This window comes from Desulfonatronum zhilinae (genome assembly GCF_900182865.1).
Lineage (GTDB): Bacteria > Desulfobacterota > Desulfovibrionia > Desulfovibrionales > Desulfonatronaceae > Desulfonatronum > Desulfonatronum lacustre.
The window spans coordinates 13,326-38,449 of record NZ_FXUJ01000001.1 but is presented as its reverse complement, the minus strand read 5'-3'; the positions used below and the strand labels follow the sequence as shown (position 1 = coordinate 38,449).

Annotated in this window: 30 protein-coding genes; 11 read left to right on the top strand and 19 right to left on the bottom strand. The window is 57.9% G+C overall.

All coding sequences use genetic code 11. The features are described from left to right. Positions 1–12: 12 nt before the first annotated feature. The 16 genes from AC559A_RS00205 to AC559A_RS00130 form a co-directional block, all read right to left on the bottom strand. A complete protein-coding gene (locus tag AC559A_RS00205) occupies positions 13–795 on the bottom strand; it encodes a tetratricopeptide repeat protein (RefSeq protein WP_051434689.1) in 783 nt (260 codons plus the stop codon). Then, positions 777–1,544 (bottom strand): orotidine-5'-phosphate decarboxylase, encoded by a 768-nt coding sequence (gene pyrF, locus AC559A_RS00200; RefSeq protein ID WP_498815457.1) that lies wholly within the window; start codon positions 1,542–1,544, stop codon positions 777–779. The genes AC559A_RS00205 and pyrF overlap by 19 nt, the downstream gene beginning before the upstream one ends. A 15-nt stretch (positions 1,545–1,559) precedes the next feature. Beyond that, positions 1,560–2,186 carry a guanylate kinase gene (gene gmk / locus AC559A_RS00195; protein ID WP_028572890.1) on the bottom strand — a complete coding sequence of 209 codons (627 nt, stop codon included), beginning with the start codon at positions 2,184–2,186 and terminating at the stop codon, positions 1,560–1,562. Position 2,187: 1 nt separating this feature from the next. Continuing rightward, complete coding sequence (locus AC559A_RS00190) at positions 2,188–2,457, bottom strand: DUF370 domain-containing protein (protein ID WP_028572889.1); 270 nt, start codon at positions 2,455–2,457, stop codon at positions 2,188–2,190. 37 nt (positions 2,458–2,494) lie between these two features. Continuing rightward, complete coding sequence (locus AC559A_RS00185) at positions 2,495–3,412, bottom strand: YicC/YloC family endoribonuclease (protein WP_498815454.1); 918 nt, start codon at positions 3,410–3,412, stop codon at positions 2,495–2,497. Continuing rightward, positions 3,409–4,155, bottom strand: coding sequence for a twin-arginine translocase subunit TatC (gene tatC / locus AC559A_RS00180; protein WP_028572887.1), 747 nt, complete (start codon positions 4,153–4,155; stop codon positions 3,409–3,411). Before tatC ends, AC559A_RS00185 begins: the two co-directional genes overlap by 4 nt. Before the next feature lie 56 nt (positions 4,156–4,211). After that, the gene (gene tatB, locus AC559A_RS00175) at positions 4,212–4,775 is read right to left on the bottom strand and encodes a Sec-independent protein translocase protein TatB (RefSeq protein ID WP_498815452.1); all 564 of its coding nucleotides are present in this window, start codon (positions 4,773–4,775) and stop codon (positions 4,212–4,214) included. 4 nt (positions 4,776–4,779) lie between these two features. Continuing rightward, a complete protein-coding gene (gene guaA, locus AC559A_RS00170; RefSeq protein WP_028572886.1) occupies positions 4,780–6,330 on the bottom strand; it encodes a glutamine-hydrolyzing GMP synthase in 1,551 nt (516 codons plus the stop codon). After that, entirely contained in the window at positions 6,327–7,793 is a 1,467-nt protein-coding gene (gene guaB, locus AC559A_RS00165; RefSeq protein ID WP_028572885.1) for an IMP dehydrogenase, read from the bottom strand. The genes guaA and guaB overlap by 4 nt, the downstream gene beginning before the upstream one ends. A 26-nt stretch (positions 7,794–7,819) precedes the next feature. Then, entirely contained in the window at positions 7,820–8,149 is a 330-nt protein-coding gene (locus AC559A_RS00160; RefSeq protein WP_084032076.1) for a type II toxin-antitoxin system RelE/ParE family toxin, read from the bottom strand. Further along, positions 8,143–8,346, bottom strand: coding sequence for a hypothetical protein (locus AC559A_RS00155; RefSeq protein ID WP_035261844.1), 204 nt, complete (start codon positions 8,344–8,346; stop codon positions 8,143–8,145). The genes AC559A_RS00160 and AC559A_RS00155 overlap by 7 nt, the downstream gene beginning before the upstream one ends. A 34-nt stretch (positions 8,347–8,380) precedes the next feature. Continuing rightward, on the bottom strand, positions 8,381–9,088 hold the full coding sequence (locus AC559A_RS00150) for an ABC transporter ATP-binding protein (protein ID WP_028572883.1): 708 nt from the start codon (positions 9,086–9,088) through the stop codon (positions 8,381–8,383). Next, positions 9,081–9,866: an ABC transporter ATP-binding protein gene (locus AC559A_RS00145; RefSeq protein ID WP_028572882.1), complete on the bottom strand. Its 786-nt coding sequence runs from the start codon at positions 9,864–9,866 to the stop codon at positions 9,081–9,083. Before AC559A_RS00145 ends, AC559A_RS00150 begins: the two co-directional genes overlap by 8 nt. Then, the gene (locus tag AC559A_RS00140; protein ID WP_498815450.1) at positions 9,850–10,902 is read right to left on the bottom strand and encodes a branched-chain amino acid ABC transporter permease; all 1,053 of its coding nucleotides are present in this window, start codon (positions 10,900–10,902) and stop codon (positions 9,850–9,852) included. The genes AC559A_RS00145 and AC559A_RS00140 overlap by 17 nt, the downstream gene beginning before the upstream one ends. A 216-nt stretch (positions 10,903–11,118) precedes the next feature. After that, positions 11,119–12,006: a branched-chain amino acid ABC transporter permease gene (locus AC559A_RS00135; RefSeq protein WP_498815448.1), complete on the bottom strand. Its 888-nt coding sequence runs from the start codon at positions 12,004–12,006 to the stop codon at positions 11,119–11,121. 95 nt (positions 12,007–12,101) lie between these two features. After that, the gene (locus tag AC559A_RS00130) at positions 12,102–13,256 is read right to left on the bottom strand and encodes an ABC transporter substrate-binding protein (protein WP_028572880.1); all 1,155 of its coding nucleotides are present in this window, start codon (positions 13,254–13,256) and stop codon (positions 12,102–12,104) included. Between the two features lie 464 nt (positions 13,257–13,720). Here AC559A_RS00130 and bamJ point away from each other — a divergent pair, with 464 nt between their 5' ends. The 8 genes from bamJ (at position 13,721) to AC559A_RS00090 (ending at position 20,110) form a co-directional block, all read left to right on the top strand. Then, a complete protein-coding gene (gene bamJ / locus AC559A_RS00125) occupies positions 13,721–14,500 on the top strand; it encodes a BamJ family beta-barrel-assembly machinery protein (RefSeq protein ID WP_498815447.1) in 780 nt (259 codons plus the stop codon). A gap of 249 nt (positions 14,501–14,749) precedes the next feature. Then, positions 14,750–15,196: a hypothetical protein gene (locus AC559A_RS00120; RefSeq protein WP_498815445.1), complete on the top strand. Its 447-nt coding sequence runs from the start codon at positions 14,750–14,752 to the stop codon at positions 15,194–15,196. Between the two features lie 285 nt (positions 15,197–15,481). After that, positions 15,482–16,993, top strand: a complete 1,512-nt coding sequence (gene glpK, locus AC559A_RS00115; protein WP_498815443.1) for a glycerol kinase GlpK — start codon at positions 15,482–15,484, stop codon at positions 16,991–16,993. Positions 16,994–17,093: 100 nt separating this feature from the next. Beyond that, positions 17,094–17,444, top strand: a complete 351-nt coding sequence (locus AC559A_RS00110; RefSeq protein ID WP_498815441.1) for a helix-turn-helix transcriptional regulator — start codon at positions 17,094–17,096, stop codon at positions 17,442–17,444. Beyond that, positions 17,431–18,756: a type II toxin-antitoxin system HipA family toxin gene (locus AC559A_RS00105; RefSeq protein WP_498815439.1), complete on the top strand. Its 1,326-nt coding sequence runs from the start codon at positions 17,431–17,433 to the stop codon at positions 18,754–18,756. Before AC559A_RS00110 ends, AC559A_RS00105 begins: the two co-directional genes overlap by 14 nt. Further along, positions 18,671–18,997 carry an ATP-binding protein gene (locus AC559A_RS00100; RefSeq protein ID WP_498815437.1) on the top strand — a complete coding sequence of 109 codons (327 nt, stop codon included), beginning with the start codon at positions 18,671–18,673 and terminating at the stop codon, positions 18,995–18,997. The genes AC559A_RS00105 and AC559A_RS00100 overlap by 86 nt, the downstream gene beginning before the upstream one ends. Before the next feature lie 14 nt (positions 18,998–19,011). Further along, positions 19,012–19,797: a hypothetical protein gene (locus AC559A_RS00095; RefSeq protein ID WP_498815435.1), complete on the top strand. Its 786-nt coding sequence runs from the start codon at positions 19,012–19,014 to the stop codon at positions 19,795–19,797. 28 nt (positions 19,798–19,825) lie between these two features. After that, entirely contained in the window at positions 19,826–20,110 is a 285-nt protein-coding gene (locus tag AC559A_RS00090; protein ID WP_498815434.1) for a virulence RhuM family protein, read from the top strand. Between the two features lie 77 nt (positions 20,111–20,187). Here the strand turns inward: AC559A_RS00090 and AC559A_RS00085 are convergent, their stop codons facing one another. Further along, complete coding sequence (locus tag AC559A_RS00085) at positions 20,188–20,460, bottom strand: BrnA antitoxin family protein (protein ID WP_498815432.1); 273 nt, start codon at positions 20,458–20,460, stop codon at positions 20,188–20,190. A gap of 13 nt (positions 20,461–20,473) precedes the next feature. Then, the gene (locus tag AC559A_RS00080; protein ID WP_498815430.1) at positions 20,474–20,755 is read right to left on the bottom strand and encodes a BrnT family toxin; all 282 of its coding nucleotides are present in this window, start codon (positions 20,753–20,755) and stop codon (positions 20,474–20,476) included. 204 nt (positions 20,756–20,959) lie between these two features. Here AC559A_RS00080 and AC559A_RS00075 point away from each other — a divergent pair, with 204 nt between their 5' ends. From AC559A_RS00075 to AC559A_RS00065, 3 genes are all read left to right on the top strand, one after another. Next, positions 20,960–21,247: a hypothetical protein gene (locus AC559A_RS00075; RefSeq protein WP_498815429.1), complete on the top strand. Its 288-nt coding sequence runs from the start codon at positions 20,960–20,962 to the stop codon at positions 21,245–21,247. Between the two features lie 686 nt (positions 21,248–21,933). After that, positions 21,934–22,644, top strand: coding sequence for a VRR-NUC domain-containing protein (locus AC559A_RS00070; RefSeq protein ID WP_498815427.1), 711 nt, complete (start codon positions 21,934–21,936; stop codon positions 22,642–22,644). Positions 22,645–22,814: 170 nt separating this feature from the next. Next, entirely contained in the window at positions 22,815–23,678 is an 864-nt protein-coding gene (locus AC559A_RS00065) for a hypothetical protein (RefSeq protein ID WP_498815425.1), read from the top strand. Between the two features lie 132 nt (positions 23,679–23,810). Here AC559A_RS00065 and AC559A_RS00060 read toward each other — a convergent pair whose 3' ends face one another. Then, positions 23,811–25,112 carry a (Fe-S)-binding protein gene (locus AC559A_RS00060; protein ID WP_498815423.1) on the bottom strand — a complete coding sequence of 434 codons (1,302 nt, stop codon included), beginning with the start codon at positions 25,110–25,112 and terminating at the stop codon, positions 23,811–23,813. Positions 25,113–25,124: the final 12 nt, after the last annotated feature.

Here is a 25,124-nt window from a genome sequence, read left to right as displayed (position 1 = left end):
CGTTTCGTTGGATTACGTCTTGGCCAAGCCTTTGCTTTTAAGGAAGTCCATAAATTTATGGGCTTCCGGCATTTCCGGGTTGATCTCCAGGGCTTTGGTCAGCATTTCGACGGTTTTTGGGATGTCTTTCTTTTCGAGGCAGACCCGGGCGATATTGTAGTAAAGGTTCTCGTCGTTCTTCGAAAGCTCCAGGGCTCGGGCATAGTAATCCAGGGCTTGGTCGATCATCTTGTTTTTGCGCAGGTTGATGCCGAATTCATTGAACAGATGTTTGTGCTCCGACTCATACGCCGCTTCCAGTTTGACCAGACGTTCGAAAATATCCTGGGCCTTGTCCGTGGCCCCACGCTCCAGATAGGTCAATCCCAATCCAAAGTTGGCGCGAACGTTCTCTTCGTCGACCCTGACGGCACTGCCGTATTCCATTTCCGCGCTGAACGTCTCGCCGCGCTTGCGGTGCCGGTCGCCCCGGGCGATGGTCTTCTCCAACTCCCGCATTTTGGGCATGACCGTAATGGTGTAGAATTCCGGCTCCGGTGAAAATTTTTCCAGAAATTCATCCTTGGACAAAATCTGTTTCGGGCCGGAAGGCACGTAGTTTACGTTCAGCGGCTGGACTTCAATGGTCCCGTCGTCCAGTTCCTGGACGAAAAAATAACTTTTCTGGATGCTCTTGCGCATCGTCGTGCCGGTACCGATCTTGGTCAGCACCTGGGAAGAAAAAACGCCTTTGATTCGCTCCTTGGTTTGTCGGCTGTGTTCATTGGACGGAGTTTTCACGGAAGGTTCGGCCATGGATGCCTCCTTTCAATCGTCGCTGCCATGGATTGCATAATGGATTCCGCGGCTCGGGCCGGGTCGTCCGCTCTGGTGATGGGGCGGCCCACCACCAGATAGTCGCTGCCGGCGGCTACGGCTTCGGCCGGAGTGAGGGTCCGGGATTGATCGTCCTGCGCGATTTTGGTTTGTTGGTCGGACGGCATGCGGATTCCCGGTGTGACGCAGATACAGGCCGCGTCGGTGATGGATTTGATCCCGGCCGCTTCCTGGGCGGAACAGACCACGCCGTCCACGCCCCATCGGCGGGCGTGCTCGGCCAAGACAAGAGCCAGGCCGCCCGGATCGGGAGCGGCTTTGTCACCGGGTTTCGCCATCCAGGAAAGATCTTCCTGATTCAGGCTGGTGAGCATCGTCACCCCAACCACCAAGGGAACAGACGCGGAAGAGGGAGTTCCTCGGCGGACGCCCTCCAGGGCGGCCTGAACCATCCGTTGCCCGCCGGACAAATGGATGGTGAGCATGTTCACGCCCAGGCCTGCCGCGACCCGGGCGGCGGCCTGGACCGTATTCGGGATGTCCAGATATTTCAGGTCCAGAAAAACATCGCAGTCCCTGGAACGCAGGGTCTCCACAACCCGAGGGCCGACCGCGGAGAACAGTTCCAGACCGACCTTGAACCAGCGCGTGTGCCGCCGCAGCCGGTCGACGAGATGCAGAGCTGAATTCAGATCCGGCGTATCCAGGGCGACGATCAGTTCAGGCATGGGCTCCTCGGGAGATCAGTTGGCCAGGACCTGCTCCACGAGTCCGGCGTTGCACGACTTGCGCAGGCCTTCGGCCTGGTACACGCTGCGTAGATCCCGATAGGCCGACTCCAGGTCGTTGTTCACGATCCAGTAATCGAAAAAATCCGCCTGTTCCAGTTCCCGGCGGGCGTTGGCCAGGCGTTTGGCCAGGGATTCCTCGGTTTCGGTGCCTCTGCCGCGCAGTCGTTGTTCCAAAACCCGCATTGAGGGAGGAAAGAGAAAAATGAACGCGCCCTGGGCAAAGGCTTGGCGCAGTTGCCGGGATCCCTGGACGTCGATGTCGAACAGTACGTCCAGACCCTGTTCCAGCATCGCCTGGACCGCCGGTCTGGAGGTTCCGTAGAAATTGCCGTGGACTTCCGCCCATTCGGCCAGTTCGTCCGCATCGCGGAGGCGGATAAACGTCTCCATGTCGACGAAATGATACTCCCGTCCGTTTTGTTCACCGGCTCTGGGAGCTCGGGTCGTGTAGGACACCGAAAAGGCCAGGCGGGGGAATTCGGCGCGTAACCGGTTGATCAGCGTGCTTTTGCCCGTACCCGAGGGGGCGCTGATCACCATAAGGATGCCCTGACGGGACCGTCCTGGTTCTCCGGCCATGCTACTTGTCTTCGTCCGGGCCGTCGTCGCGGACCGTGTAACGCTGTCCGATGGTTTCGGCCTGAATGGCGGAGAGAATGACGTGATTGGAATCCGTAATGACGATGGAGCGCGTCTTTCGGCCCTGTGTGGCGTCGATCAGTCGTTTGTCCGCCTTGGCCTCTTCGCGCAGTCGGCGCATGGGAGAGGATGTCGGGTTGACGATGGTGATGATTCTGGAACTGACGACGAAATTGCCGTACCCGATGTTCAGCAGGCTTGTTTTGGACATGGACCTCTTCCTCCTCGGCTGAAAGTTGATGGAGCGGTTATTCCAGGTTTTGGACCTGTTCCCGACACTTTTCCAGTTCCGCCTTGAACGCCACGACGTCGCGGCTGATGTCCGCGTCCTGGGTCTTGTTGCCGCAGGTGGAGATCTCCCGCAGACATTCCTGAAACAGAAAATCCAGGCGTCGTCCGGGATCAGGGAGCTTGGTCAGAATTCTGACCGCTTCGTTCAGATGCGCGGACAAGCGAGTGAGTTCCTCGCTGACGTCCAGCCGATCCGCGAGCAGGGCGAATTCCTGCAGCAGCCTGGGTTCGTCCAACACCAGCGGTGCCGACTCCCGGTGCTGATTGCACCCTTGGAGCAACGCATCGACCCGTTCGCGCAACACTTCCATGCGTTTTGGGGCGAGTTGGGAAACCTGGTCGCGGATAGTGGTCGAGATCCGCGACAAGTGCTCCAACCGTTCAAGGATATCCACGCTGAGGGCTCGCCCTTCCCTGGAGCGGGTTTCCTGGACATCCCTCAGCGCGGTCCGCAGACCGGCGACCAGGGAATCGACCAATGACTCGGGCAGATCTCCGGAAGGGTCCCGCCACAAGCCGCTGTGATGAAACAGTTGATTCAGGTCAGGGTGAAAGGGAATATCGGTCTGTTCCGCCAGGGCGCGCATCTGGTCCACCATGCCCCTGGCCTGGGCCGTGTCCAGGGTAGGGCAAACGGCGTCCGGACGGCTGAGCCGAAGGTCCAGGCTGATCTCCACCCGGCCCCTGGCCAGGTGGTCGCGGACGATTTTCTCCCAAGCGCTTTCCAGACGGCGACAGTATCCGGGAATCCGCCATTTCACTTCCAGATACCGGGAATTGACCGTGCGAATCTCCCAGCTTTGCCGTCCATGGTCGTCTTGGACTTGGCACGTTCCAAAGCCGGTCATGCTTCGGGCCTGTCCTGGAGTGATCATTGTTTCGCGTCCTCTTCTTCGTCGTCCGTGGGCTTGGGCTTCTTTTTCTTGCCGAAGAAGTGGGCCACGTAGATGCTGATTTCGTAGAGAATGATCAAGGGACCGGACATCAGAATCTGAGTGATCCCGTCCGGCGGAGTGAGGATGGCCGCGACCACGAAAGAGAGCAGAATGGCGTACTTGCGTTTTTTGCGCAGCGAAGCGGGAGTGACCAGGCCCAGCCGGGCCAGAAAGAAGATGAACAGAGGCAGTTCGAAAATCACCCCAAAGGCCAGGAGCAGTTTCAGTGAAAAGCTGAAATACTCCCTGAGGCTGGGCATGGGCCGGATCATTTCGTCCGCATAGCCCATGAAGAATTCGAAGCCAAAGGGAAAGACGATGTAGTAGCCGAACAACGCGCCGCTGATGAAAAACAAGGCGGAAATCGCGGCGATGGGGATCATGTACTTGCGTTCGTGCTCGTACAGTCCCGGGGCGATGAATTGCCATATCTGGTAGAAGATATACGGACTGACCAGAAACAAACCGGCCACAAAGGCCGTTTTGACGTAGGTGAAGAAGGCTTCGGGTAGGCCGGTGAAGATCAGGGTGCTCTCCGGCGGCATGACCTCCATCAGCGGCAGCATCATGATCCCGAAGAGCTGTTTGGAAAAGGCGTAGCAGATCAGAAAGCCCAGGACAGCGGCCACCGCGGATCGGGTCAGGCGGGACCGCAACTCCCCCAGATGGTCCATGAGGGTCATTTCCTTCAGTTCCCCGGCGGCGTCCTTTTGCTGCTCCGTATTCTGGGTCGTCGCGTTCATGCCTGGGCCTTGGAATGTGATGACTTGGACGAATCAGATGTCTCTTTTTCAGATTCTCCGGCCGGGGAGGTCTCCCTCGCCACGGAGGAAGCAGAGGGAGTTTGCGTCGAGGCAGTCGATTCCTGGGACGAAGCGTGGGAAGTCATTGGTTGGGGTTGACGTTCGTCCGCTGGTGTTTTGTCCGGTGAAGTTTCGTCCGGTGAAGTTTTTTCTGGTGAAGTTTCGCCCCGCGCGTCGACATAGGGATTTGAATCCGCGTGTTTCGAAGGCGGGATACTCTCCTCGCCGGCAGCCGAAGGAGGCGTTGAAAATGGCTCTGATTTCGCCTGAGGTTCCTCGGCCTTTTTGACGGCCGTCGCGACCTTCTTCTGTTCCCGTTCGTCCTCTTCGATCTTCGCCGCTTCCAGATTCAAGGTCCGCTGAACATCCGTGGTCACGCGCCGAAATTCTCCCAGGGCCTTGCCCAGGGAACGGGCAATGCCGGGAAGCTGCTTCGGACCCAGGACGATCAGGGCCACGAGCATGATAATGAGCAATTCCGTTGTGCCGATGCCGAACATGTGCCTACTCCCACTCAATCGTGCTGGGCGGTTTGGAGGAGATGTCCAGGACAACCCTGTTCACTCCTTTGACTTCATTGATGATCCGGTTGGATATCTGGCCCAGGATTTCCGAGGGCACTCGGGACCAGTCCGCGGTCATGGCGTCGATGCTGTCCACGATGCGCAGGGCGATGACGTGCTCGTAGGTCCGCTCGTCACCCATCACGCCGACGGTCTTCAGGGGCAGAAGCACGGCGAAGCCTTGCCAGACCTTGTAGTACCAACCCGCGGCCATGAGTTCCGTGTGCACGATTTTGTCGGCCTGCCGCAGGATGTGCAGCCGTTCCGGGGTGACTTCTCCCAGGATGCGGATGGCCAGCCCCGGGCCCGGGAACGGGTGCCGCCAAACAATAAAATCCGGCAGGCCGAGTTCCACGGCAACCTTGCGCACCTCGTCCTTGAACAACTCCCGCAAAGGTTCGATCAGGGACAGGTTCATTATCTCCGGCAGCCCACCGACATTGTGGTGACTTTTGATCACCGCGGAAGGCCCCTTGAAGGAGATGCTTTCAATGACGTCCGGGTACAGGGTACCTTGGGCCAGGTACTTGATGCCGGTGAGGGATTTGGCTTCCTGTTCAAAAACTTCGATGAAGGTGTGGCCGATGATCTTGCGTTTCTGCTCCGGGTCTTCCACGTCCTTGAGCCGGGAAAGGAACATATCCTGGGACTGGGCGTAGTGCAGGTTCAGATCGAAATGTTGGCGCAGATACGCCACGATTTCCTCGCCCTCGCCCTGGCGCAGCAGGCCGTTGTCCACCAGGACGCAGTGCAGTCGGCGTCCGATGGCCTTGTGCAGCATCACGGCCACCACGGTTGAATCCACGCCGCCGCTCAGCGCGCAAATTACCTGTTCCTGGTCACCGATTTGATCGCGCAGTCGGGCCAGGTTTTCTTCCAGAAAGGAGGCCATGTTCCAGGTCGGGTTCAGGCCGGCCACCCGGAACAGGAAATTGCGCAGGATCGTGTCGCCGTCCTCGGTGTGAACGACTTCCGGATGGAACTGCAGGGCGTAGATCTTGCGGGAAACGTCGGCCATGGCCGCCACGTCCACCCGACTGGTCCGGGCCAGGGGGGTGAATCCCGGCGGCGGGGTCAGGACCTTGTCTCCGTGGGACATCCAGACCTTGAGGCCTTCCGTGATCGTCAGTCCGTCCCAAAGCGGACAGTCCGCGGTGAGAAACAACTCGGCTCGGCCGTATTCCCTGTCTTGGGACGGCACAACCTTGCCGCCGCCGATGTGCGCCAGAAGCTGCATGCCGTAGCAGATCCCGAGAATGGGCAGCCCCCAGTTCAGGATTGACGGGTCCAGGGATGGGGCTTCGTTGTTGATCACGCTGGCCGGGCCGCCGGAGAGAATCAGCGCCTTGGGGTTCAGGGCGCGCAGTTCTTCGGTGGTGATGGTGCAGGGGTGGATCTCGGAATAGACTCCGGCCTCGCGCACCCGGCGGGCGATCAACTGGGTGTACTGGGAACCATAGTCCAGGATGACGACCTTGTCGGTATCGATCATGAAAAATTCTCCACGCGGTAGTTGGGGGCTTCCTTGGTGATGATGACGTCGTGGACATGGCTTTCCCGCAGCCCGGCCGGGGAAATGCGCATGAACTTGGCTTGGGTTTGGAGGGCCTTCAGGTCCGGGCTGCCCAGGTAGCCCATGCCGGAGCGCAGGCCGCCCACGAGTTGGTAGATACTTTCCGTGACCGGCCCCTTGAAGGGCACCCGGCCGACAATTCCCTCGGGAACCAGTTTGGAGGATTTTTCTTGGAAATAGCGGTCGCAACTGCCGTCCCGCATGGCGTCGATGGAACCCATGCCCCGGTAGATTTTATAGGAACGGCCCTGGTACAGAATGGTTTCTCCGGGGCTTTCCTCGGTTCCGGCGAACAGGCTACCGATCATCACGCAGTCCCCGCCCGCGGCGATGGCCTTGACCACGTCGCCGGAAAATTTGATCCCGCCGTCCGCGACCAGACATTTGTCCGCCTCGCGGCAGGCCCGGACCGCTTCCATGATCGCCGTAACCTGAGGCACGCCCACCCCGGCCACGATCCGGGTGGTGCAGATGGAGCCCGGGCCGATGCCCACTTTGACCGCGTCCGCGCCGGCCCGGATCAGGTCCCGGGCGCCCTCGTAGGTGGCTACGTTTCCGGCAACCAGCTGGCAATGGGGAAAGCTGCCCTTGATCCTCCGGACGGCTTCCAGGATGTTCTTCGTATGCCCATGGGCCGAGTCCACGACGAACAAGTCAGCCCCGGATTGCAGCAGGGCAGCCACCCGGGCCTCGCCGTCCGCGCCCACGCCCACGGCGCAGCCAACACGCAGCCGCCCCACGGAATCCTTGCAGGAGTTGGGATACTTCTTGACTTTTTCGATGTCCTTGATGGTGATCAGACCGCGCAGTTTCTGATTGTGGTCCACCACCAGCAGTTTTTCGATCCGATTTTCGTGCAACAGGTTCTTGGCTTGGTCCAGGGTCGTGCCCACGGGCACGGTGACCAGATTCTCGCTGGTCATGATCTCCCGCGCCTTGATCTCCATGTCCGTGACAAAGCGCACGTCCCGGTTGGTGACGATGCCCACCAGGTGGTCGTTTTCCACCACGGGCAGGCCGGAGATCCGGTAGTCGGCCATCATTTCCAGGACCTTGGCCACGCTGTCGTCCGGATGGATGGTCACCGGGTCGATGATCATCCCGCTCTCGGACTTCTTGACCTTTTCCACCTCGATCTTTTGACGCTCGATGGGCATGTTCTTGTGAATGATCCCCATGCCTCCGGCCCGGGCCATGGAAATGGCCATCCGCGCGTCCGTGACCGTGTCCATGGCCGCGCTGACCAACGGAATATTCAACTCGATCTCCGGCGTGATCCGGGTCCGCACATCCGCCTTGTCCGGTAAAATTTCCGAATAGCTCGGGACAAGCAAAACGTCGTCAAAGGTCAGTCCGAAAGGGATTTCTGATTCATGATGCATGGAAGAGATTTCCTTGAGTTATTGAGTCATGATTTTGGAGGATTCGTTCTTTTTGAGTCAAGCGGCGGATGCTGGAAGTCCTTTGATTTTTGTGACATATGCCAAACCCGAAGAAGCTCTATAGTGTCGCCATTGATAGAATAAATGAGCATATAGGGTGTTTTGGGAACCAGATATTCACGTGTTTCTTCGTCTTCGCCAACTCGACCTATTCGTGGAAAACGTAATATTTTTTTTGTCGCATCCATTATGCGTTGCGCAATGCGTCTCGCGGATTCAGAGTTGTCTTGCGCTACATAGTCGTGTGCATGCTCAAAATCTGCTAGAGCTATCAGTGTCCATCGAAGGATCAACATTCAACCCCATATTTTGCAAAAACTCTACGGACTTCCTCATCTGTAGCAAATTCTCCAGAAATTGCAGCTCTTTTCCCTTCTGCGATCGCCATGCGAAAACGAATGCGGTCTAGAGCGTCATTCCAGGACGCATCATCTGGAAGTTGTTCCGCAATGATGTGCAACGCTTCTTTCACATCCAGGATCGTGTCTTCCATGATTGCCAACCTAGTTGTTGCATATAATAAGTTCTCAATCCATACCAAGATAAGCGGCCTGAACCTTGGGATCTTCCAACAGATCCGAGGCTTTTCCGGACATGGTGACCAGGCCGGTTTCCAGGACGTAGCCGCGGTGGGCGATCTGGAGGGCCATTTGGGCGTTTTGTTCCACCAGGAGGACCGTGGTGCCTTCCTTGTTGATCTGGACAATGACCTCGAAGATGTTTTCCACCACGATGGGCGCCAGTCCCAGGGATGGTTCGTCCAGCAGGAGCAGCTTGGGCCGGGCCATCAAGGCACGGCCGATGGCCAGCATCTGCTGCTCGCCTCCGGAAAGCGTGCCTCCATATTGCTTGCGACGTTCCTTGAGGATCGGAAACATTTCGAAAGCCCGCTCCTCGTCCTCTTTCAATCCGGCCTTGTCCTTGCGCAGATAACCGCCCATCCGCAGATTTTCCAGCACCGTCAAAGCCGGAAAGATCATTCTGCCTTCCGGAACCTGGGTGATGCCCATGGCCACGACTTTGTCCGTGGCCGTCTTGGTGATGTCCTTGCCCAGGAAGGTGATGCTTCCGGAGCGCACGGGCACCACCGAGGAGATGGTCATCAGGGTGGTGGACTTTCCCGCGCCGTTGGACCCGACCAGGGTGACGATCTCGCCGGCCCGGACATTCAGGCTGATGCCCTTCAAGGCCTGGATGTTGCCATAGTAGGCCTGTACGTCCCGCAACTCAAGCATGGGCCGCCCCCCTTCCCAGATACGCCTCGATGACCTGGGGATTTTCCCGGACTTCCTTGGGGCCGCCCTCGGCGATCAGTGTGCCGTGATCCAGGACCACCAGTCGTTTGCAGATGCTCATCACCAGTTTCATGTCGTGCTCAATGAGCATCACGGAGACCCCGGCGTCCAGAATGGCGTGGATCAGATCCACGAGCATCCGGGTTTCCCTGGGGTTCATGCCCGCGGCCGGTTCATCCAGCAGGAGCAGCTTCGGCTCCGTGGCCAAGGCCCGAGCGATCTCCAGGCGGCGCTGATCCCCGTAGGACAAGCTGCTGGCGTCGGCCAGGGCTTGATGGCCCAAGCCGACGAAATCCAGCCAGCGCATGGATGCGTCGACGATGTCCTTCTCTTCGGCCCGTTGAAATTTCGTGCGCAATACGGAGCGAAAAAAGTTGGACGTGGTCCGGCAGTGGCGGGCGATGCGCACGTTGTCCAGGACGGTCAGGGCGCTGAACAGACGGATGTTCTGGAAGGTGCGGGCAATGCCCAACTCCGTCATCTTTTCAGGCTTGCGGCCGTTGGTGCGCAGGGATTTTCCGTCCCGGGTGAAGACCAGATTGCCGGACGTGGGCTTGTACACTCCGGCGATGCAGTTGAACATGGTCGTCTTTCCGGCCCCGTTGGGACCGATCAGGCCGAGGATCTCACCTTCGATCACGTTGAACGAGACGTCGGTCAGGGCCAGAAGCCCGCCGAAACGTTTGCTGATTCCGTCGATTTCAAGCAGCGGCGTCACGGGGTTCTTCCTTGGGAGCGTTTCGGGCGGTCAAGCGCTTTTGCAGGTCGAGCAGCAGTGGGTTTGATCGGCCGCTGGAGGCGATGGCCGGAAAAAAGCCGGCCGGCTTGAAGCGCATGATCAGGACCATGATCAAGCCGTAGGCCATGAACCGGGTCTCCGGGGGCAGGCCGAAGGAAGTGAGTACTTCCCGGAGCACCTCGCCCAGGCAGACCAGGATCACCGCGCCGATCAGCGCGCCCTTGATGTTGCCCAAGCCGCCCAACACGACCATGCACAGGACCAGAAAGGATTCCCAGAATTTGAACATGTCCGGGGAGAGAAACATGGACCAACGGGCGTAGAAACAGCCGCCCACCGCGCCGATGGCCGCGGAAATGGCAAAGGCGATGACTTTGTAATTGAGGATGTTCACTCCGCAACTGGCCGCGGCCAGGGGGTCTTCCCGGATGGCGTACCAGGCCCGGCCCAGGCGGGAGTCCTCCATTCGGCGCATGATGAAGAAGACCAGACCCACCAACAGGGCCACGACGTAGAAGTTGGGGGTCTTGTCGTAGAACTGAAAATACCAGGTCTCGTTGAGCCAGGTCAGGTTCACGGTGATGGGCTGGATGCCGGGCAGCCCCAGGGGGCCGCGGGTCAGCCAGATTTCATTGGTCAGAAAGAGCACCACCAGTTCGGAAAATCCGAAGGTGACGATGGCGAAGTAGTCCCCGGTCAGACGCAGGGTCGGCGCGCCGAGCAACGCGCCCCACAAGGCTCCGTTCAGGGCGGCCAAGGGCACGATCACCCAGAAGGACATGTCGTAGTGAATGGTCAGCAGGCCGGCGGTATAGGCCCCGATGCCGTAAAAGCCGACGTAGCCCAGGTCCAGCAGGCCGCAGAATCCGGGCACGATGTTCAGACCCATGGCCAGGATCATGTACACCATGGCCAGGGTCATCACGTGGATGATGTAGTCGCTGGATTGCGGCACCAGAGGATAGGTCAGCGCCGCGGCGACGATCAGAAGGGTGAGTGATTTTCCGATATTCACGAAATTCCCCGAAATATTAGCTGTATATGAGGTGCGTTGTTGACGACGAGAAGCATCTTGATAAGGATTACCTGAGTGTTGAAAGTCCTAAAGTCGACAGTTCGTCCAAAAACCACAAGTGCAAGGAGCAAGCAAAGTGAAAGGTCGAAGCGTATTTACTGATACGTGAGCGTTTGAACTCTTTGCAGCGACGCAGCAATTGGGAGTTTTTCAACGTTACGCCTTGTCCACCACGGATCGTCCCAAAATGCCCGAAGGCCGGAAGATGATCACGGCGATCATCACCGCGTAGGCCACTCCATCACGGTACAGAGACGAGACGTAACCCGCGCCCAAGGCCTCGGCCACGCCCAGGACCACCCCGCCGACCATGGCCCCTGGAACCGAGCCGATGCCGCCGAGCACGGCCGCGGCAAAGGCCTTGACCCCGGCGGTGTAGCCCATGGTCGGGTACAGGGTGTTGTAGTAGACCGAGACGAGAATCCCGGCCACCGCTCCCATGGCCGAACCCAGGGCAAAGGTGAAGGAGATGACGTAGTTGACGTTGATGCCCATCAGGGACGCGGCGGTCTTGTTCTGGGCCAGGGCGCGCATGGCCGTGCCGATCCGGGTCTTGTTGATGGTCAAATACAGACCGATCATCATGATGATGGCCACGGCGAAGATGAACAGTTGCAGCCAGGTCAGGCTGACGTCGCCCATGACCAGGGCCTTTTCCCGGAAAAAGGGCGGCAGGGCCGACTGCGGAAAGGGCCGGGAACGGCTGCCCCAGATGATCAGGGCCACATTTTGGAGAAAGATGGACATTCCGATGGCCGTGATCAGCGCGGCCAGGCGCGGGGCTTTGCGCAAGGGGCGGTAGGCGATGATGTCCAGCAGGATGCCGCAAAGCATGCAGCAGACAATGGCCATCAGAATGGCCGCGTAAAAAGGCAGGCCCGCCGCGGTAATGAAGGTCACGCAGAAAAAGGCCCCGAGCATGTAGATTTCACCGTGGGCGAAATTGATGAGCTGAATCACTCCGTAGACCATGGTGTAGCCTACGGCGATCAGGGCATAAATCAGGCCCAGTGTCAAACCGTTGATCAGTTGTTGTTCAAGCAAGTGGGACTCCTGCCGGCGAGGTGGGGAAGGGCTGGATGAAACGGAAACAGGCCGGGAGCGCCCGGCCTGTTTCCGTTTCGTTGTTATTTTGATCTTTATTGCATCTGCTTGGGGGCGGCGGTGAAGGCGCCGTCCTTGACCATCTTCACGAAGGCGCTCTTTTCCGGATCACCGATTTCGCTGAAATAGGTAGCTCCGGTGATGCCGATGTAGGCGTTTTCCATGGAATTGATACCGGCCAGGTAGTCGCGGATCGCGGTCCGGTCCGTGCCCACGGCGGCCACGGCGGCGGCGAACTTGCCGGCGGCGTCATAGGCATTGGCGCTCATCCAGTCCAGGTCGCGCTGATACTTTTCCTCGAACTTCTTGATGAAGTCCTGGGCCTGCTCCGGGGCGGCCTCGGCCAGGAAGGGTACGGTCATGTAGGTGTTGTTGGCGGCCGCGCCTCCCAGATTGATGTAATCCACGTTGTCCAGACCGTCCGCGCCGAACTTGGCCACGTTCATGCCCAGGTTCTCGGCCTGGGCCGCGATGAGCGCGCCTTCATTGTAATAGCCGGAGATGAACAGGCCGTCCGGATTGCCGCCGCGCAGGCGGGTCAATTGCGGGGCGAAGTCCGTGGCGCCCTTGACGTAGCCTTCCTCGCCGACGATGGCCAGGCCGACGTTCTTGGCTTCGGCCACGAAGGCGTTCTTCAGGCCGATGCCGTAGTCGTTGTTTTCATAGAACACGGCGATGCGCTCCAGGCCGAGGATCTCCTTGACGTAATGGGCCAGGAAGTAGCCCTGGTAGTCGTCCAGATACACGTTGCGGAAGGACCAGACCCGGCCCTGGTTGTCCTTGTTCTGCTGGCTGATGGTCACGTTGGTGGCCGTGGGGGAAATCACCGGCATGCCCATGCGCACGTAGGTGGGCAGGGCGGCCAGGTGGGCCGAGGAGCAGACGTGGCCGACCACGCCGACGATGTCCTTGTCGCCGACGATCCGCGGAGCAACGACCGCGGCTTCGCGGGGTTCGCACAGTTCGTCGAAATAGGCGACTTCGACCATCACGCCGTTGATGCCGCCGGCGGCGTTGATTTCCTCAACCTTGGTCTCCACGCCGGACTTGATGTTTTCGCCGTAGGACGCGGCGGGGCCGGTCAGGGGAGCGGCCACGGCGATCTTGATCTTCTGCGCCCAGGCCGGGGAACAGACGAGAACCAGCAGACAGGCGGCCAGGACGGCCTTGGTCCAATTTTTTGCACGCATTGCATTCCTCCACGTTGATGTTGATTGGGGGTTTTGAACCGAACAGAGTCGAATAATACAGCAAAAAAACAGTTCCCGAGGACCTTCCGGACATGGGCGAACGTCGGGCGAACGTCGAGGGGCATGACCAAATCAAGCCTCGTTTAGGTTGACCATGGACCCTGAAATGACGTTTCGGTAAAAGCGGCTCCCGATAAGGAATCGCCTCGACCAGAGATCGAATCCTTGAATGGAACAAAGAAGCCAATGCCATGAACAAAACAGCGCTGTCAATGGAATTTGCAAGGAAAGCCTTAGTTTATTGCAATAATTGCCGTATTTTGAAGGGTGTCGGCGATGGTTGCGCCACCAAGGAACCCCGCCGGCTTCCCGCTTCAGTTCATGGATGTCTCATGGACAAGCAGGAACGGCTATCCTATACTGGCATTTTAACATTAAACTTTCTTTTGATTCAAGGAGATTGCATGAGCTTCCGAAAAACGACAATCGCGTCTTGTCTTGGTGTTGGTTTGACTCTGGTCATCCTGGGCTGCGGCCAGCAACAGGCTTCTGCGCCCCAGACCGCTTCCGAACCCACCGCGGTGCGGAGCCTGGATACACAGGTCCAAAAGACCAGCTACGCCATTGGTCTGGATATCGGGACCAATATCGCCATGGGCGAGCTTGAGGTGGACGTGGACGCGCTGGCCCAGGGACTGCGCGACGGATTGGGTTTGGGCGGGGAACCGCTGATGACCCAGGAAGAGCAGCAGCAGGTGCTGATGACCTTGCAGCAGGAACTGATGCAAAAGCAGATGGAGATGGTTCAAAAGCAATCCGAGGAAAACATCGCCAAGGGCGAGGCTTTCATGGCCGAGTTCCGGGAGCGGGACGGGGTCCAGGCCACGGACAGCGGAATCCTGTACCGGGTAATCGCGGACGGCGAAGGAGAAACCCCGCTGGCCGAGGACATCGTCACGGTGCACTATACCGGTACTCTGGTGGACGGAACGGTGTTCGACAGTTCCGTGGACCGCGGCGAACCGGCCACCTTCCCCTTGCAGGGCGTGATTCCCGGCTGGACCGAAATCCTGCAGCTCATGCCCCAGGGCGCGAAATGGGAAGTGGTCATCCCCGCTGATCTGGCCTATGGCCCGCAACAAGCCGGACCGGTGATCGAGCCCAACTCCACCCTGGTCTTTGAGATCGAATTGCTGGACGTCATCCGGGCCGAAGCTTCCGAACAGGAGCAGGGCGCGGAGTAGACGCTCTCCTCGTGCTGAAAACGACAAAGCCCCCGCCATGCATGGCGGGGGCTTTGTTTCTGGAGCACGGGGCCTTGGAAAGAAGACCCTTGACATGGCGCGGGGAATTCTCAACAGTTCGTGCTGTGTGATTATCGAGCATTTTCCCTGGAGCCGTCCTGAGGGGAAGCGCCACCCCGCCGTTTGCCCAGGCCATTCGTCGGCGATCGTGACTCTTTCCCTCACCAAGCTCTTCAAGCGAGGTCAGCCATGGAAGTCAAAGAAGCCCTCCGTTCATTGATCAAGGAATGGATCGTTCCGGAACTGGAAAAAATTCATCTGGAAAACGCCGAACTCCGATCAAAAATGGATATGACCAATAAACGCCTGGACGACCTGTTCCAGGTCTTGGTCGACCAGAGCCGGCGTATTGATGACACCAACAAACGCATCGACCAGGTTCGCACCGAATTGACCGGGCGTATCGACATGGTTCGCACCGATCTGACCGAACGTATAGACATGGTTCGCACCGAATTGACCGAACGTATCGACCAGGTCCGCACCGATCTGACGCTGCGCATGGACGAAACCAACAAGCGGATCGACGGTTTGCAACAAGTCATCGTCGGCAGAACGGAGCATGCGGTGTTGCGGCAGCAGGTGCAAACCCTGGAAATGCGCATGAATAAGTACGAATACCAACGGGCTGCGTAAGAAAGCGAGATGGTCGTCTCCGTTGTTTCGGCCTATGGCCCGCAACAGGCCGGGTCGGTGATCGAACCCAACTCCACCTTGCGGAGCGTCTGAGTCGTCGAACCAGCCGGTCTGCATAGCCCGAATTTTGAGAGTAAAATAAAGGGGCCGGGAGAATCCTCCCGGCCCCTTTATTGTTACTGCCTGGTTGTCGGTGCGTCTGGCGCACGCGGCCTTCGCGCCAGAAATGAGTTCCGAATGGCAACCAGTGACAGCAAACACCGCCATCGGCAAGAGGAGTCCGCAATGAGCAAGTACATCGGCGCCGTGGACCAGGGGACCACGTCATCCAGGTTCATCATTTTCAACAGGAATGGGGAAATCGTGGCCATGGATCAGAAGGAGCACGCCCAGATCTTCCCCAAGCCGGGATGGGTGGAGCATGATCCCCTGGAGATCTGGACCAACACCCAGGAAGTGATCGCCGGGGCGCTGCGCAAGGCCGGAATCCGGGGCAGGGACCTGGCCGGCCTGGGCATCACCAATCAACGCGAAACCGTGGTGGCCTGGGACCGACGAACCGGCGAGCCCTTTTACAACGCCATTGTCTGGCAGTGCACCAGGTCGCACGAGATCTGCAAGGAACTCTCCGCGGACGGCGGCGTGGACCGGTTTCGGAGCAGGACCGGTTTGCCCGTGGCCACGTATTTCAGCGGCCCGAAGATCAAGTGGATCCTGGACAACGTTCCCGAGGCCCGCGAGGCGGCGGATCGGGATCGGATCATGTTCGGAACCATGGAGACCTGGATCATCTGGTGGCTGACCGGGGGGCCCATGGGAGGGGCGCACGTCACCGACGTGACCAATGCCTCCCGGACCATGCTCATGGACCTGGCCACCCTGGAATGGGACGACGAAATCCTGTCCGTCCTGGGCATTCCCCGCCGGGGCCTGCCCCGGATCGTGCCCAGCAGCGCGGCCGAATCCTGGGGGCCGACCATGGAAGACGGGCCGCTGGGGAACAGGGTGCCGGTCTGCGGGGCCCTGGGGGATCAGCAGGCCGCCCTGGTGGGGCAGGCCTGCTTTGAAGTGGGCGAGGCCAAGAACACCTACGGCACGGGGTGCTTCCTGCTGCTGAACACCGGGCAGACCCCCGTGCCCTCCCAGCATGGCCTGGTGACGACCCTGGCCTACCAGATCGGCGCGGAGAAGCCGGTGTACTGCCTGGAAGGGTCCATTGCCGTGGCCGGGTCGCTGGTCCAGTGGTTCCGGGACAATCTGGGGTTGATCGAGCAGGCCCGGGATATCGAACGCCTGGCCAAGCACGCCGTGGACAACGGCGGGGTGTACATCGTCCCGGCCTTTTCCGGCCTGTTCGCGCCCTATTGGCGGCCCGACGCCCGGGGTGCGATCGTCGGCCTGACCCGCTACGTGAACAAGTATCACCTGGCCCGGGCCGTGCTCGAAGCCTGCGCCTACCAGACCAAGGACATCGTCCAGGCCATGAACAAGGATTCCGGGGTGGACCTGAAAAAGCTCAAGGTGGACGGCGGCATGGTCGCCAACGAGCAGCTCATGCAGTTCCAGGCCGACGTGCTGGACGTCCCGGTGATCAGGCCCATGGTCACGGAAACCACCTGCCTGGGCGCGGCCTACGCCGCCGGACTGGCCGTGGGCTACTGGCAGAGCAAGGAGGAGCTGTGCCGGAACTGGTCCGTGGACAAGGTCTGGGAGCCCGGGATGTCGGCGACGGACCGCGAGGCCGGGTATAAAGGCTGGTTGAAAGCCGTGGAACGGACGTATAATTGGGTGGAGTGAGCCCGGCAGGCCACGCCCCATTGCGCCGTGGTTTGACAGGACGCAGTGCCCCAGGTAGTGAGCATTAAAATGCTCTTAAAGAAGCTTTGGGGACAGTATAGTGATCACGCAAGGCACGCGACGGATTCCAAGGGCCTATTCGCTGTATAGTAAGGAAGCCGCGAGCCTCCTGGGACGGCTGATCCGCCTGCACCGGATTGAACGCAGGATGCCGACCAAGGATTTGGCGGACCGGGCCGGGATTTCCCGGACCACGCTGCGCAAGATCGAATCCGGGGACATGAAGTGTGAAATTGGTCTCGTGTTCGAGGTCGCGGCTTTGGTCGGCGTCTCTCTGTTCGCGAACACGTCCCAATCGCCGCATGACCTGCGGGAGCACATCGAGGCCAAGATCGCGCTCTTGCCGCAATCCGTGCGCCTGGGGTCAGGTGACGTCCATGACGATTTCTAGGCGCGGCACGTTCACGGAAGCTTTTGTCTGGACCTGGCTTCCAGACGAGACGGAACCCGTGGTCGCCGGACGGCTCGGCGTCCAGGGCGAAACCCTGGTCTTCAATTACGGACGGAGCTACTTGGCTCGCGAAAATGCCATCTCTCTCTACGCCCCGGAACTGCCCCTGCAATCCGGTCGCTTGTCGCCGCGTCCGGGCATGCGCATGCCCGGCTGCATCCGTGACGCCTCACCGGACGCCTGGGGGCGAAAGGTCATTCTCGGGCGATTGTTCGGGATGTCCGGCACGACCACGGATACCGGACAGGCGGATGAACTGACCTATCTGCTGCACTCCGGCTCCGACCGAATCGGTGCGCTGGATTTTCAACATTCGGCCACGTTGTTTGAACCTCGATCCTCCGGAGCGGTTTCCCTGGAGGAACTCCTGGAAGCTGCCGAACGCGTGGAAAAAGGCCTCGCCCTCACCCCGGACCTTGACCAGGCCCTGCACCACGGCACGTCCATCGGCGGAGCGCGTCCCAAGGCCCTGGTGGAAGATGCGGACGCAAAACGCATCGCCAAGTTCGCCTCTTCCACGGACCTATACGCCATGCTCAAGGCCGAGTTCATCGCCATGCGCCTGGCCCGTTGTTGCGGATTGGACGTCGCGGCGGTGCGCATGACCCGGGCCGCGAACAAGGACGTCCTGCTCATTGACCGCTTTGACCGGGAATTTGGCCCCGACGGTTGGCGGCGCAAAGCCATGGTCACGGCCCTGACCATGCTCGGACTGGATGAGATGATGGCCCGGTATGCCTCCTATGAGCAATTCGCCGAACTGATCCGACACCGTTTTACGAACGCCTCGACAACCTTGCGCGAACTCTTCGGCCGACTGACCTTCAACATCCTGGTCGGCAATACCGACGACCACGCCCGCAACCATTCAGCCTTCTGGGATGGCCGGATGCTTACCCTCACCCCGGCCTACGACATCTGTCCTCAAGGCCGGACGGGCCAGGAAGCTTCCCAAGCCATGCTCATTCAGGGCAACCAACGGCTGAGCAAGCTCTCCCTCTGTCTGGATGCCGCGCACCTTTTTCTGCTGTCCGAGGCCAGTGCCTGTAATCTGATCGGAGGGCAGATCAAAGCCATCGGCAGCCATTGGCGGACTGTGTGCGACGAGGCGGGCTGCGGCGTGATGGATGAAAAAATGATGTGGGGCCGCCAGTTCCTGAACCCTTTTGCCTTCGAAGACCTGCGCGGATCGCGCTCGTGGATTCGCGAGCTTGCCGAAGACATCCGCAACACTCCACACGGGCAGGGCTGACGCAAACCTGCCCCAGCCAACTTGGGTTGAACGCATGGGAACCGGTATCCGCGACATGATCCGGCGATGCAGGAAGGCCGGGCTTCCGGAACCTGAAATCAGAATTGACGGTGGTTTTTTCGTGTTGACGATTCGGCGGAAAAAGTCTGAGTCAGGGAAGTCGAGACCCAAGTCAGCGGGCAAGCCACGGCACCAGTCATCTTCCAGTCGGCGCAGCCAAGCAGAAGAACTGAACCCATGAAGGAAATGTGAACCATGAGAAGAATTTTGACGATGAGCTTGATTTTATTCGCGCTCAGTCAGACCCAGGTTTTCGGGGGATTGGTTTACGATCCTTCCGCGGAAGAAGCCTCTATCAGCTTGGAAGGGACGACAGCGACCTTTGCCGGCAGTATTACCGACCTGAATGTGGCCAAATTTTTAGATTCGGTTGAAGGGCGCGTGGTGGAGACGCTGGTCATCGCTTCCGGGGGCGGCGAAATCAATGCGGGCATGCGGCTGGGAGAATGGGTCTTCGACAATCAGGCGGATGTCGTGGTCGAGAAGATGTGTATGTCGTCCTGCGCCAATTACGTCTTCACGGCAGGGCGGCGCAAAATCATCCGCGCGAACGCCATTGTGGGGTGGCATGGCAATGCGTTGCAGAAGGAAGGAATGTCCGAAGCGGATGTGCGGGCAGAGATAATCCAAGCCTACGATCAACTTGATGAACAGGCGAAAAGCAAACTCGACCTGGAAGCTCTGCTCGCGCAAGCCATCCAACAGACGCGCGAATACATGGAGAACAGCAAGGCCAATCAAGCTCGGTTTTTTGAAAAAATCGGCGTCGACGAGTACATCTGCCGAGTGGGGAACGAGGAGTACGGTGTCAGGAGTTTTTTTCTGCTTTCCGTTGAAGACATGGCAAAGTTCGGCGTGCGGGATGTGCTGGCTCCGGATGATTACGAGCTTACGGATCTGGAGCCGTATCGGCGCATGGGGAAAAGTGTTGAATTTGTCCGGCTGACAAATTCAGAAGAAGGAAGCCGGACAATCAGGTGACGGAGGATGTCGGTAGTCCCAGCAGCAGATGAGGGCCGAACTGTTTCAGAGCAGCAAACAAAACATCAGCCACCATATCCAGACTATATACGACGAAGCTGAACTTGAGCCAAGGGCAACTGTCAAAAAATATTTGACAGTTCGCTGTGAGGGTAATCAGGATGTTCGCCGCGAACTCGAAAGCACCAACGTTGAGTCGGCGTTTCGTGAGGAACCAGACACTTACAATGCCCATTTTGTGGATGAAATTGGGGTTTTAAGCCACAATAACAGTCTGTTTTGGAAAGTAACTTCAGAAAATTCAGTATATTGACTCGGTCCGACCCCAACTCGCTTCACGATGCTGCCGAAACTCCATATGTGTCATGGAAAAGAGAGATATACTGGCCGTCATTTTCCATACGGGGTGTTCCCAAACCGAGAATGGCTCTCATGGGCTGCGATATAGGCGCGCAGGGCGGCATTGATCTTGGTCTGGTAACCGCCTCCATTCATGCGAAACCAATCCAGTACATCCCGGTCCAGCCGCAAGCAAACTTTTTCCTTCCTGCTGGGCAGGAAATCTTCCAAACTCATCAACCTGGCTCTGGCCAATTCCTGCTCAGACATGGGCGGCGCATCCTGGTCATTCCGGGCGGCCAGCTCGATGTCTGCGTCTGTCATTTTCCTGATCCGCTCAAGGTCGCTCTTCAAGGGCGCAGGCATAGGCAATCTTCTCCTTTTTGTTTGCCGGTCGCATGGAGATGATGCGCAAGGCGTCGGATCTGACGGTAAAGGCGATGAGAACGACAATATCCTTCATTGGCCCGATTCCGCGAAACCTTTGCTCACCGTAATCCTTGCGGTCATCTTCCACGATAAGCATTGGCTGAGACAAAACATGCCGGGCGTCTTCAAAATCCAGGCCGTGCTTATCACGGTTAACCTCTCGTTTTTGCTCGTCCCACTCAATGCGCATGGACATAATGTCTATACATTGACAGCTGTCACGTCAAGGAAAAGAAAAGGGGGCAGGTCTTGTATGTTAATTTTCTTTCAGGTAGGCACGATTGTGCTTCGCTTATGGGTCGAACCTGGCTATCATGCTGAAATGTTTGAGTAAATAGTCTCTGCAAGGCCTAATAATTGCCTTAGGATGCCTTTTTTGGGACCAAAATCATAGATGCAACAAAAGGGCCTGATCATGGATAACCACCTGCAACCCCTGCAACATAATCTGGAAGCCGCTGTACAGCGTGCTGATGCCGAGGGCATTGAATTCTGGTTTGCTCGCGATCTACAAGCTCTGCTAGGCTATGCCCGCTGGGAGAAGTTCCAGACGGCTATTCAGCGCGCCATGGAATTCTGTGAGACCAGTGGCCACGCGACTTCGGATCATTTTCACGGCGTCACGAAATTGATCACCCACGGCAAGGGTGGCCAGCGCGAAAGCCCTGCCGCTTCAAACTAATAGAGAAGATTGAGCAAGTCGTGACCAAAACCAACTCAACCAACTGGGCAAGACCCTCTGGGCCATTGCCGAAGACCTCTGTATTGGGGTCAACCTGTGAAGTGCCGACTCATCAACCGCGAAAATCTGCACGAACTCTTGGAGGGCACGGACGAAGCCACTATGCCCCGTGATTATGCATCTTGAGTCGATATTGCACTTGGCTGCGTCGAAAGGCGGGAGCCGGACTGGACAGACAGCATCGCCGTGGGAATCAGGAATATGCGGAAAGCATTCAGACGGAGCTGGAATTCAAGGCAGTTTGAAAAAAAAAAAATTGAGAAAAGCACCAACGTTGAGTCGGCGTTTCGTGAGGAACCAGACACTTACAATGCCCATTTTGTGAATGAAATTGGGATTTTAAGCCATAATAACAGTCTGATTTGCATCCTTTTTTAAGACATGAAGTTTATCATGCGACCAAGAGCTTAATCAAAAATGGAGTTCTTAAAAAAATGACTGATAATCAGACAGATAATCACCAGGAAAAGATATGCTTGTTGCCAGAATCGATAGAAATAATAGAAACAACAGTACTTATGGGTAAAATACAGCGCAATTTAATTGTGCTTGACTACAGAAATATTGCGTCTTCAGGGATGAGTAGTAGTGGAGCACAACCCCTCCGCCTAATAGGTAGGTGACAAGTGCCTACAACCAAGGGTAAGAATAATCGCGATCCATTCTTGACTATTTCATTGCAAGAACAATGCGATTCGCTTGGAATACCATTTGTTAAACTACCTATGCAGCGTTCGCATGATACTTGGCTTTTCGGAGAGAAAACTTTTTTAAAGCCAGAACCAGCAGCCTATGCCCATTTTGAAAGTCTTGGCTTCTCAGGCACCTTTTGCGAAGGCGCGGCACCATTAATGCTGATGAAATGTGCAAGTCTAAATTTTCTCGCCAACGTGAATACTTTTAATGATCGGACTGACGCCTGCCTTCGATACTTTGAGGCACAATGCGCTATACTCCAATCCAAATCAAAACAGATAATTGAAGCCATCCGAAGCGCAACAACTGACGTGATCCGCAGACACTTTGCAGAAATCCAGAGCCAACAGCTTTATTCGACTCTATATCCTGAAATGTCCAGTGATGGATTGCTTTCTATATGGAATTCGCTCGGGAGTAGTGGCTGGGCAAAGGTTGCCGAATTTTTTCTAAGGGACCCCTATACCTTTCGTGCCGGCTGGCCTGACCTTGCTATTTCTGATGGGTACGGCATTAAGCTCATTGAAATCAAGACCACAGATAAACTTCATTCGAGCCAGAAGGTAACTATTTCTGATCTACTGCTACCACTTGGGATATCCGTTTCCGTTACACAATTAATCAAGAAAAGTCATGAATGATCAATTGGCAGAAACAGGTAAACCAACAGCTAAAACTGAATGTCTAACTTGCGGCTCGACCAGCCCGCACGGAAAAACTGGGGGCTGTCGGCCTTATGACGTCGGGAAACTCAGAAGAAGCTTGAATGCGCGAGTTAAACAGAAGAGCAAAGAGGGACAAGATAAACCCGGTGCGCATGGAACCCGGAGAGTTCGACTACGACGAGACGGCCCGGACGTTCATCTTCGACCTGGAAGGAGAAAAGATGCGCTACGAGCTGGCCGAGGCCCAGGTCCAGCTATCACTGTTCGCCTCGAACGCTGTTGCCGCCGGACGCTCTCAGGAACTGGCCCTGGTGCGTTGGCTGGACGGGAAATGTCGGCGCGACGACGTGCGCCAAGTGGACATGCTGGAGTTTTGCCGACGTTGCGTGACCTCGCTTCTCGATCGTCCCGAGATGACGCTGGTTTTGCTTCAGCGGGCCAAATTCTCCTTGGCGGCGGCCTTGAAGGCCAAGCTGGAAAGACTCCGCGCGCGGGCCCTGGCCGAAGGCTACCAGCGTCTGCTGTTTGCTCCCGAAGCCCGGACAGAGACCAGCTTTACCTTTGCCCACACCTACCCGGCGTCCGGTTATGCCGAATCCATTCCAGCCTACCGGGGCACCTATCGCTTTAAAAAGCATTTCTATCTGCACATCCCGGACTTGAAGCCCAGCGGGGAGGAATACGACTGCGCCGTCACCCTGGATGCCCATCCGGACGTACAGTGGTGGGTCCGCAACGTGGACCGGCAACCCGGCTCCTTCTGGCTGCCCCTGACCCATGGTCGTTTTTTTCCGGACTTCGTGGCCCGGCTCAAGGACGGAAGAACCTTGGTCCTGGAGTACAAAGGAGAACATCTGGCCACTGCGGACAATGCTCGGGAAAAGCAAAGTATTGGTGAACTCTGGTCCGCCAGCAGCAACGGCCAAGCCCTGTTCTTGATGGCTCTGCGCGAGGATGAGCAAGGTCGGCATGTGGCTTTGCAGATTCAGGATTGCCTTGCCGGAAAGTGATTGGCTCGCATTTCTTTGATCAACAGCATCGCCGTGGGGACCCGGAAGTTTGTGGGGTGCATTCAGATGAATTCCGAGGTCGGACAGAGTCGGCAGCTTGTTCCATCTTCATGCCTTCGGGATTGCAGAAAGCTATTTGGAAAAGAGCCCCAGCTCCTTCAAATCCCCCCCAAGATACGTCCGCTCGTTTTCGCCGAGCATGCCCAGGGAGAGGCAGATCAGGGTCCAGAGGTGGACGGTGTGCCAGTTGTGGCCGAAGTGATCGGCCAGGTCGTGGATTTGGGAGTGGCAGTTGTGGCAGGGGGCGATGCAGTAGGTGGCTCCGGTGGCCAGGATCTGATCCCGCTTGCGGAGTCCGTAGGCCCTGCGGGCTTCGGGAAAGCCTGCCTGGAGCGCGCCGCCTCCGCCTCCGCAGCAATAATTGTTGGACTTGCAGGGATACATTTCCACGAAGTTTTCGGGGCCGACCACGCTTTTGACCACGAAGCGCAGATCGTTGGCGATGTCGTCGCCCAGGGATTTGCGGACCAATTGACACGGGTCCTGCACGGTGAACTTGATCCCCAGGTCGCGGTTCCAGTCGCTGGTCACGGGCAGCTTGCCCTCCCGGATCCAGCGAGCGTACCAGGTGATGATGCTTTCCAGGCGAAAGTTCGGGGTGATGCCGAATTTTTGCAGCCCGACCCGGACCGCGTAGAATTCGTGGCCTCACTCCGTGTTCAGCCAGACCTTGGCTCCCAGATCCTCCACGGCCTTGACCTTCTCCCGGACAATCCGCTCCCAGGCCGCTTCGTCCGCCGCGAACATGCAGTAGTTTTCCGCGGCCCAGCCCAAAGAACCGTACGTCCAGTCCGCGCCGACATGGTCCAGGATTTTCCAGAGCGGGACCATTTCATCCGGCTCGGTCATGGGTTCCCGGGAATTCTGATTCAGGAAGAAAAAGGAATCCGGCTTGTTCATGGGGGCCCGCAACAGTTCAAAGCCTTTTTGAACCGCATGGACCTCTTCCAGGACATCATCGACGACGAACTCGAAATCTTCGGGGCTGGCTCCCATGGCTGAGCCGGTTTTCGTGCGCAGGGACTGGTCGCAGGAGGCGACCACGCCTTTGGGCCGTTGCTCCCGGGGCCAGCAGGTCCGGGCGTGGTAGATCAGGCTGGGGATGTCGATGTTCATTGGGCAGACGTGCTGGCAGCGTTTGCACATGGTGCACATCCAGACCCAGGGAGTCTTGAGCAGTTCCTCGCCCAGACCCAGGGCGGCCATGCGGACGAATTTGCGGGGATCCATATCCGCCAGGCCGGATGCCGGACATCCGGAGGAGCACAGGCCGCAGCTCAGGCACATGGTGTAGTTGGCGTCCCGGGGAAGGAGGTCGTGGGCCCGGCGTCGAAAGACGGAGGAGGTGATCTCGGGCGAGGGGTCCGGATTCATGGTTCACCGTTC

What these genes read in the sequence shown, in the direction of transcription:
- AC559A_RS00205 (WP_051434689.1), bottom strand. Translation starts at nt 795, where the DNA reads ATGGCCGAACCTTCCGTGAAAACTCCGTCCAATGAACACAGCCGACAA.
- AC559A_RS00130 (WP_028572880.1), bottom strand. Translation starts at nt 13,256, where the DNA reads ATGCGTGCAAAAAATTGGACCAAGGCCGTCCTGGCCGCCTGTCTGCTG.
- AC559A_RS00105 (WP_498815439.1), top strand. Translation starts at nt 17,431, where the DNA reads ATGACGATTTCTAGGCGCGGCACGTTCACGGAAGCTTTTGTCTGGACC.
- bamJ (WP_498815447.1), top strand. Translation starts at nt 13,721, where the DNA reads ATGAGCTTCCGAAAAACGACAATCGCGTCTTGTCTTGGTGTTGGTTTG.
- glpK (WP_498815443.1), top strand. Translation starts at nt 15,482, where the DNA reads ATGAGCAAGTACATCGGCGCCGTGGACCAGGGGACCACGTCATCCAGG.
- tatB (WP_498815452.1), bottom strand. Translation starts at nt 4,775, where the DNA reads ATGTTCGGCATCGGCACAACGGAATTGCTCATTATCATGCTCGTGGCC.
- AC559A_RS00080 (WP_498815430.1), bottom strand. Translation starts at nt 20,755, where the DNA reads ATGCGCATTGAGTGGGACGAGCAAAAACGAGAGGTTAACCGTGATAAG.
- gmk (WP_028572890.1), bottom strand. Translation starts at nt 2,186, where the DNA reads ATGGCCGGAGAACCAGGACGGTCCCGTCAGGGCATCCTTATGGTGATC.
- AC559A_RS00150 (WP_028572883.1), bottom strand. Translation starts at nt 9,088, where the DNA reads ATGCTTGAGTTGCGGGACGTACAGGCCTACTATGGCAACATCCAGGCC.
- AC559A_RS00160 (WP_084032076.1), bottom strand. Translation starts at nt 8,149, where the DNA reads ATGTTGATCCTTCGATGGACACTGATAGCTCTAGCAGATTTTGAGCAT.
- tatC (WP_028572887.1), bottom strand. Translation starts at nt 4,155, where the DNA reads ATGACCCTCATGGACCATCTGGGGGAGTTGCGGTCCCGCCTGACCCGA.
- guaB (WP_028572885.1), bottom strand. Translation starts at nt 7,793, where the DNA reads ATGCATCATGAATCAGAAATCCCTTTCGGACTGACCTTTGACGACGTT.
- AC559A_RS00075 (WP_498815429.1), top strand. Translation starts at nt 20,960, where the DNA reads ATGCAACAAAAGGGCCTGATCATGGATAACCACCTGCAACCCCTGCAA.
- AC559A_RS00085 (WP_498815432.1), bottom strand. Translation starts at nt 20,460, where the DNA reads ATGACAGACGCAGACATCGAGCTGGCCGCCCGGAATGACCAGGATGCG.
- AC559A_RS00120 (WP_498815445.1), top strand. Translation starts at nt 14,750, where the DNA reads ATGGAAGTCAAAGAAGCCCTCCGTTCATTGATCAAGGAATGGATCGTT.
- AC559A_RS00190 (WP_028572889.1), bottom strand. Translation starts at nt 2,457, where the DNA reads ATGTCCAAAACAAGCCTGCTGAACATCGGGTACGGCAATTTCGTCGTC.
- pyrF (WP_498815457.1), bottom strand. Translation starts at nt 1,544, where the DNA reads ATGCCTGAACTGATCGTCGCCCTGGATACGCCGGATCTGAATTCAGCT.
- AC559A_RS00185 (WP_498815454.1), bottom strand. Translation starts at nt 3,412, where the DNA reads ATGATCACTCCAGGACAGGCCCGAAGCATGACCGGCTTTGGAACGTGC.
- AC559A_RS00155 (WP_035261844.1), bottom strand. Translation starts at nt 8,346, where the DNA reads ATGGAAGACACGATCCTGGATGTGAAAGAAGCGTTGCACATCATTGCG.
- AC559A_RS00090 (WP_498815434.1), top strand. Translation starts at nt 19,826, where the DNA reads ATGAGGGCCGAACTGTTTCAGAGCAGCAAACAAAACATCAGCCACCAT.
- guaA (WP_028572886.1), bottom strand. Translation starts at nt 6,330, where the DNA reads ATGATCGATACCGACAAGGTCGTCATCCTGGACTATGGTTCCCAGTAC.
- AC559A_RS00095 (WP_498815435.1), top strand. Translation starts at nt 19,012, where the DNA reads ATGAGAAGAATTTTGACGATGAGCTTGATTTTATTCGCGCTCAGTCAG.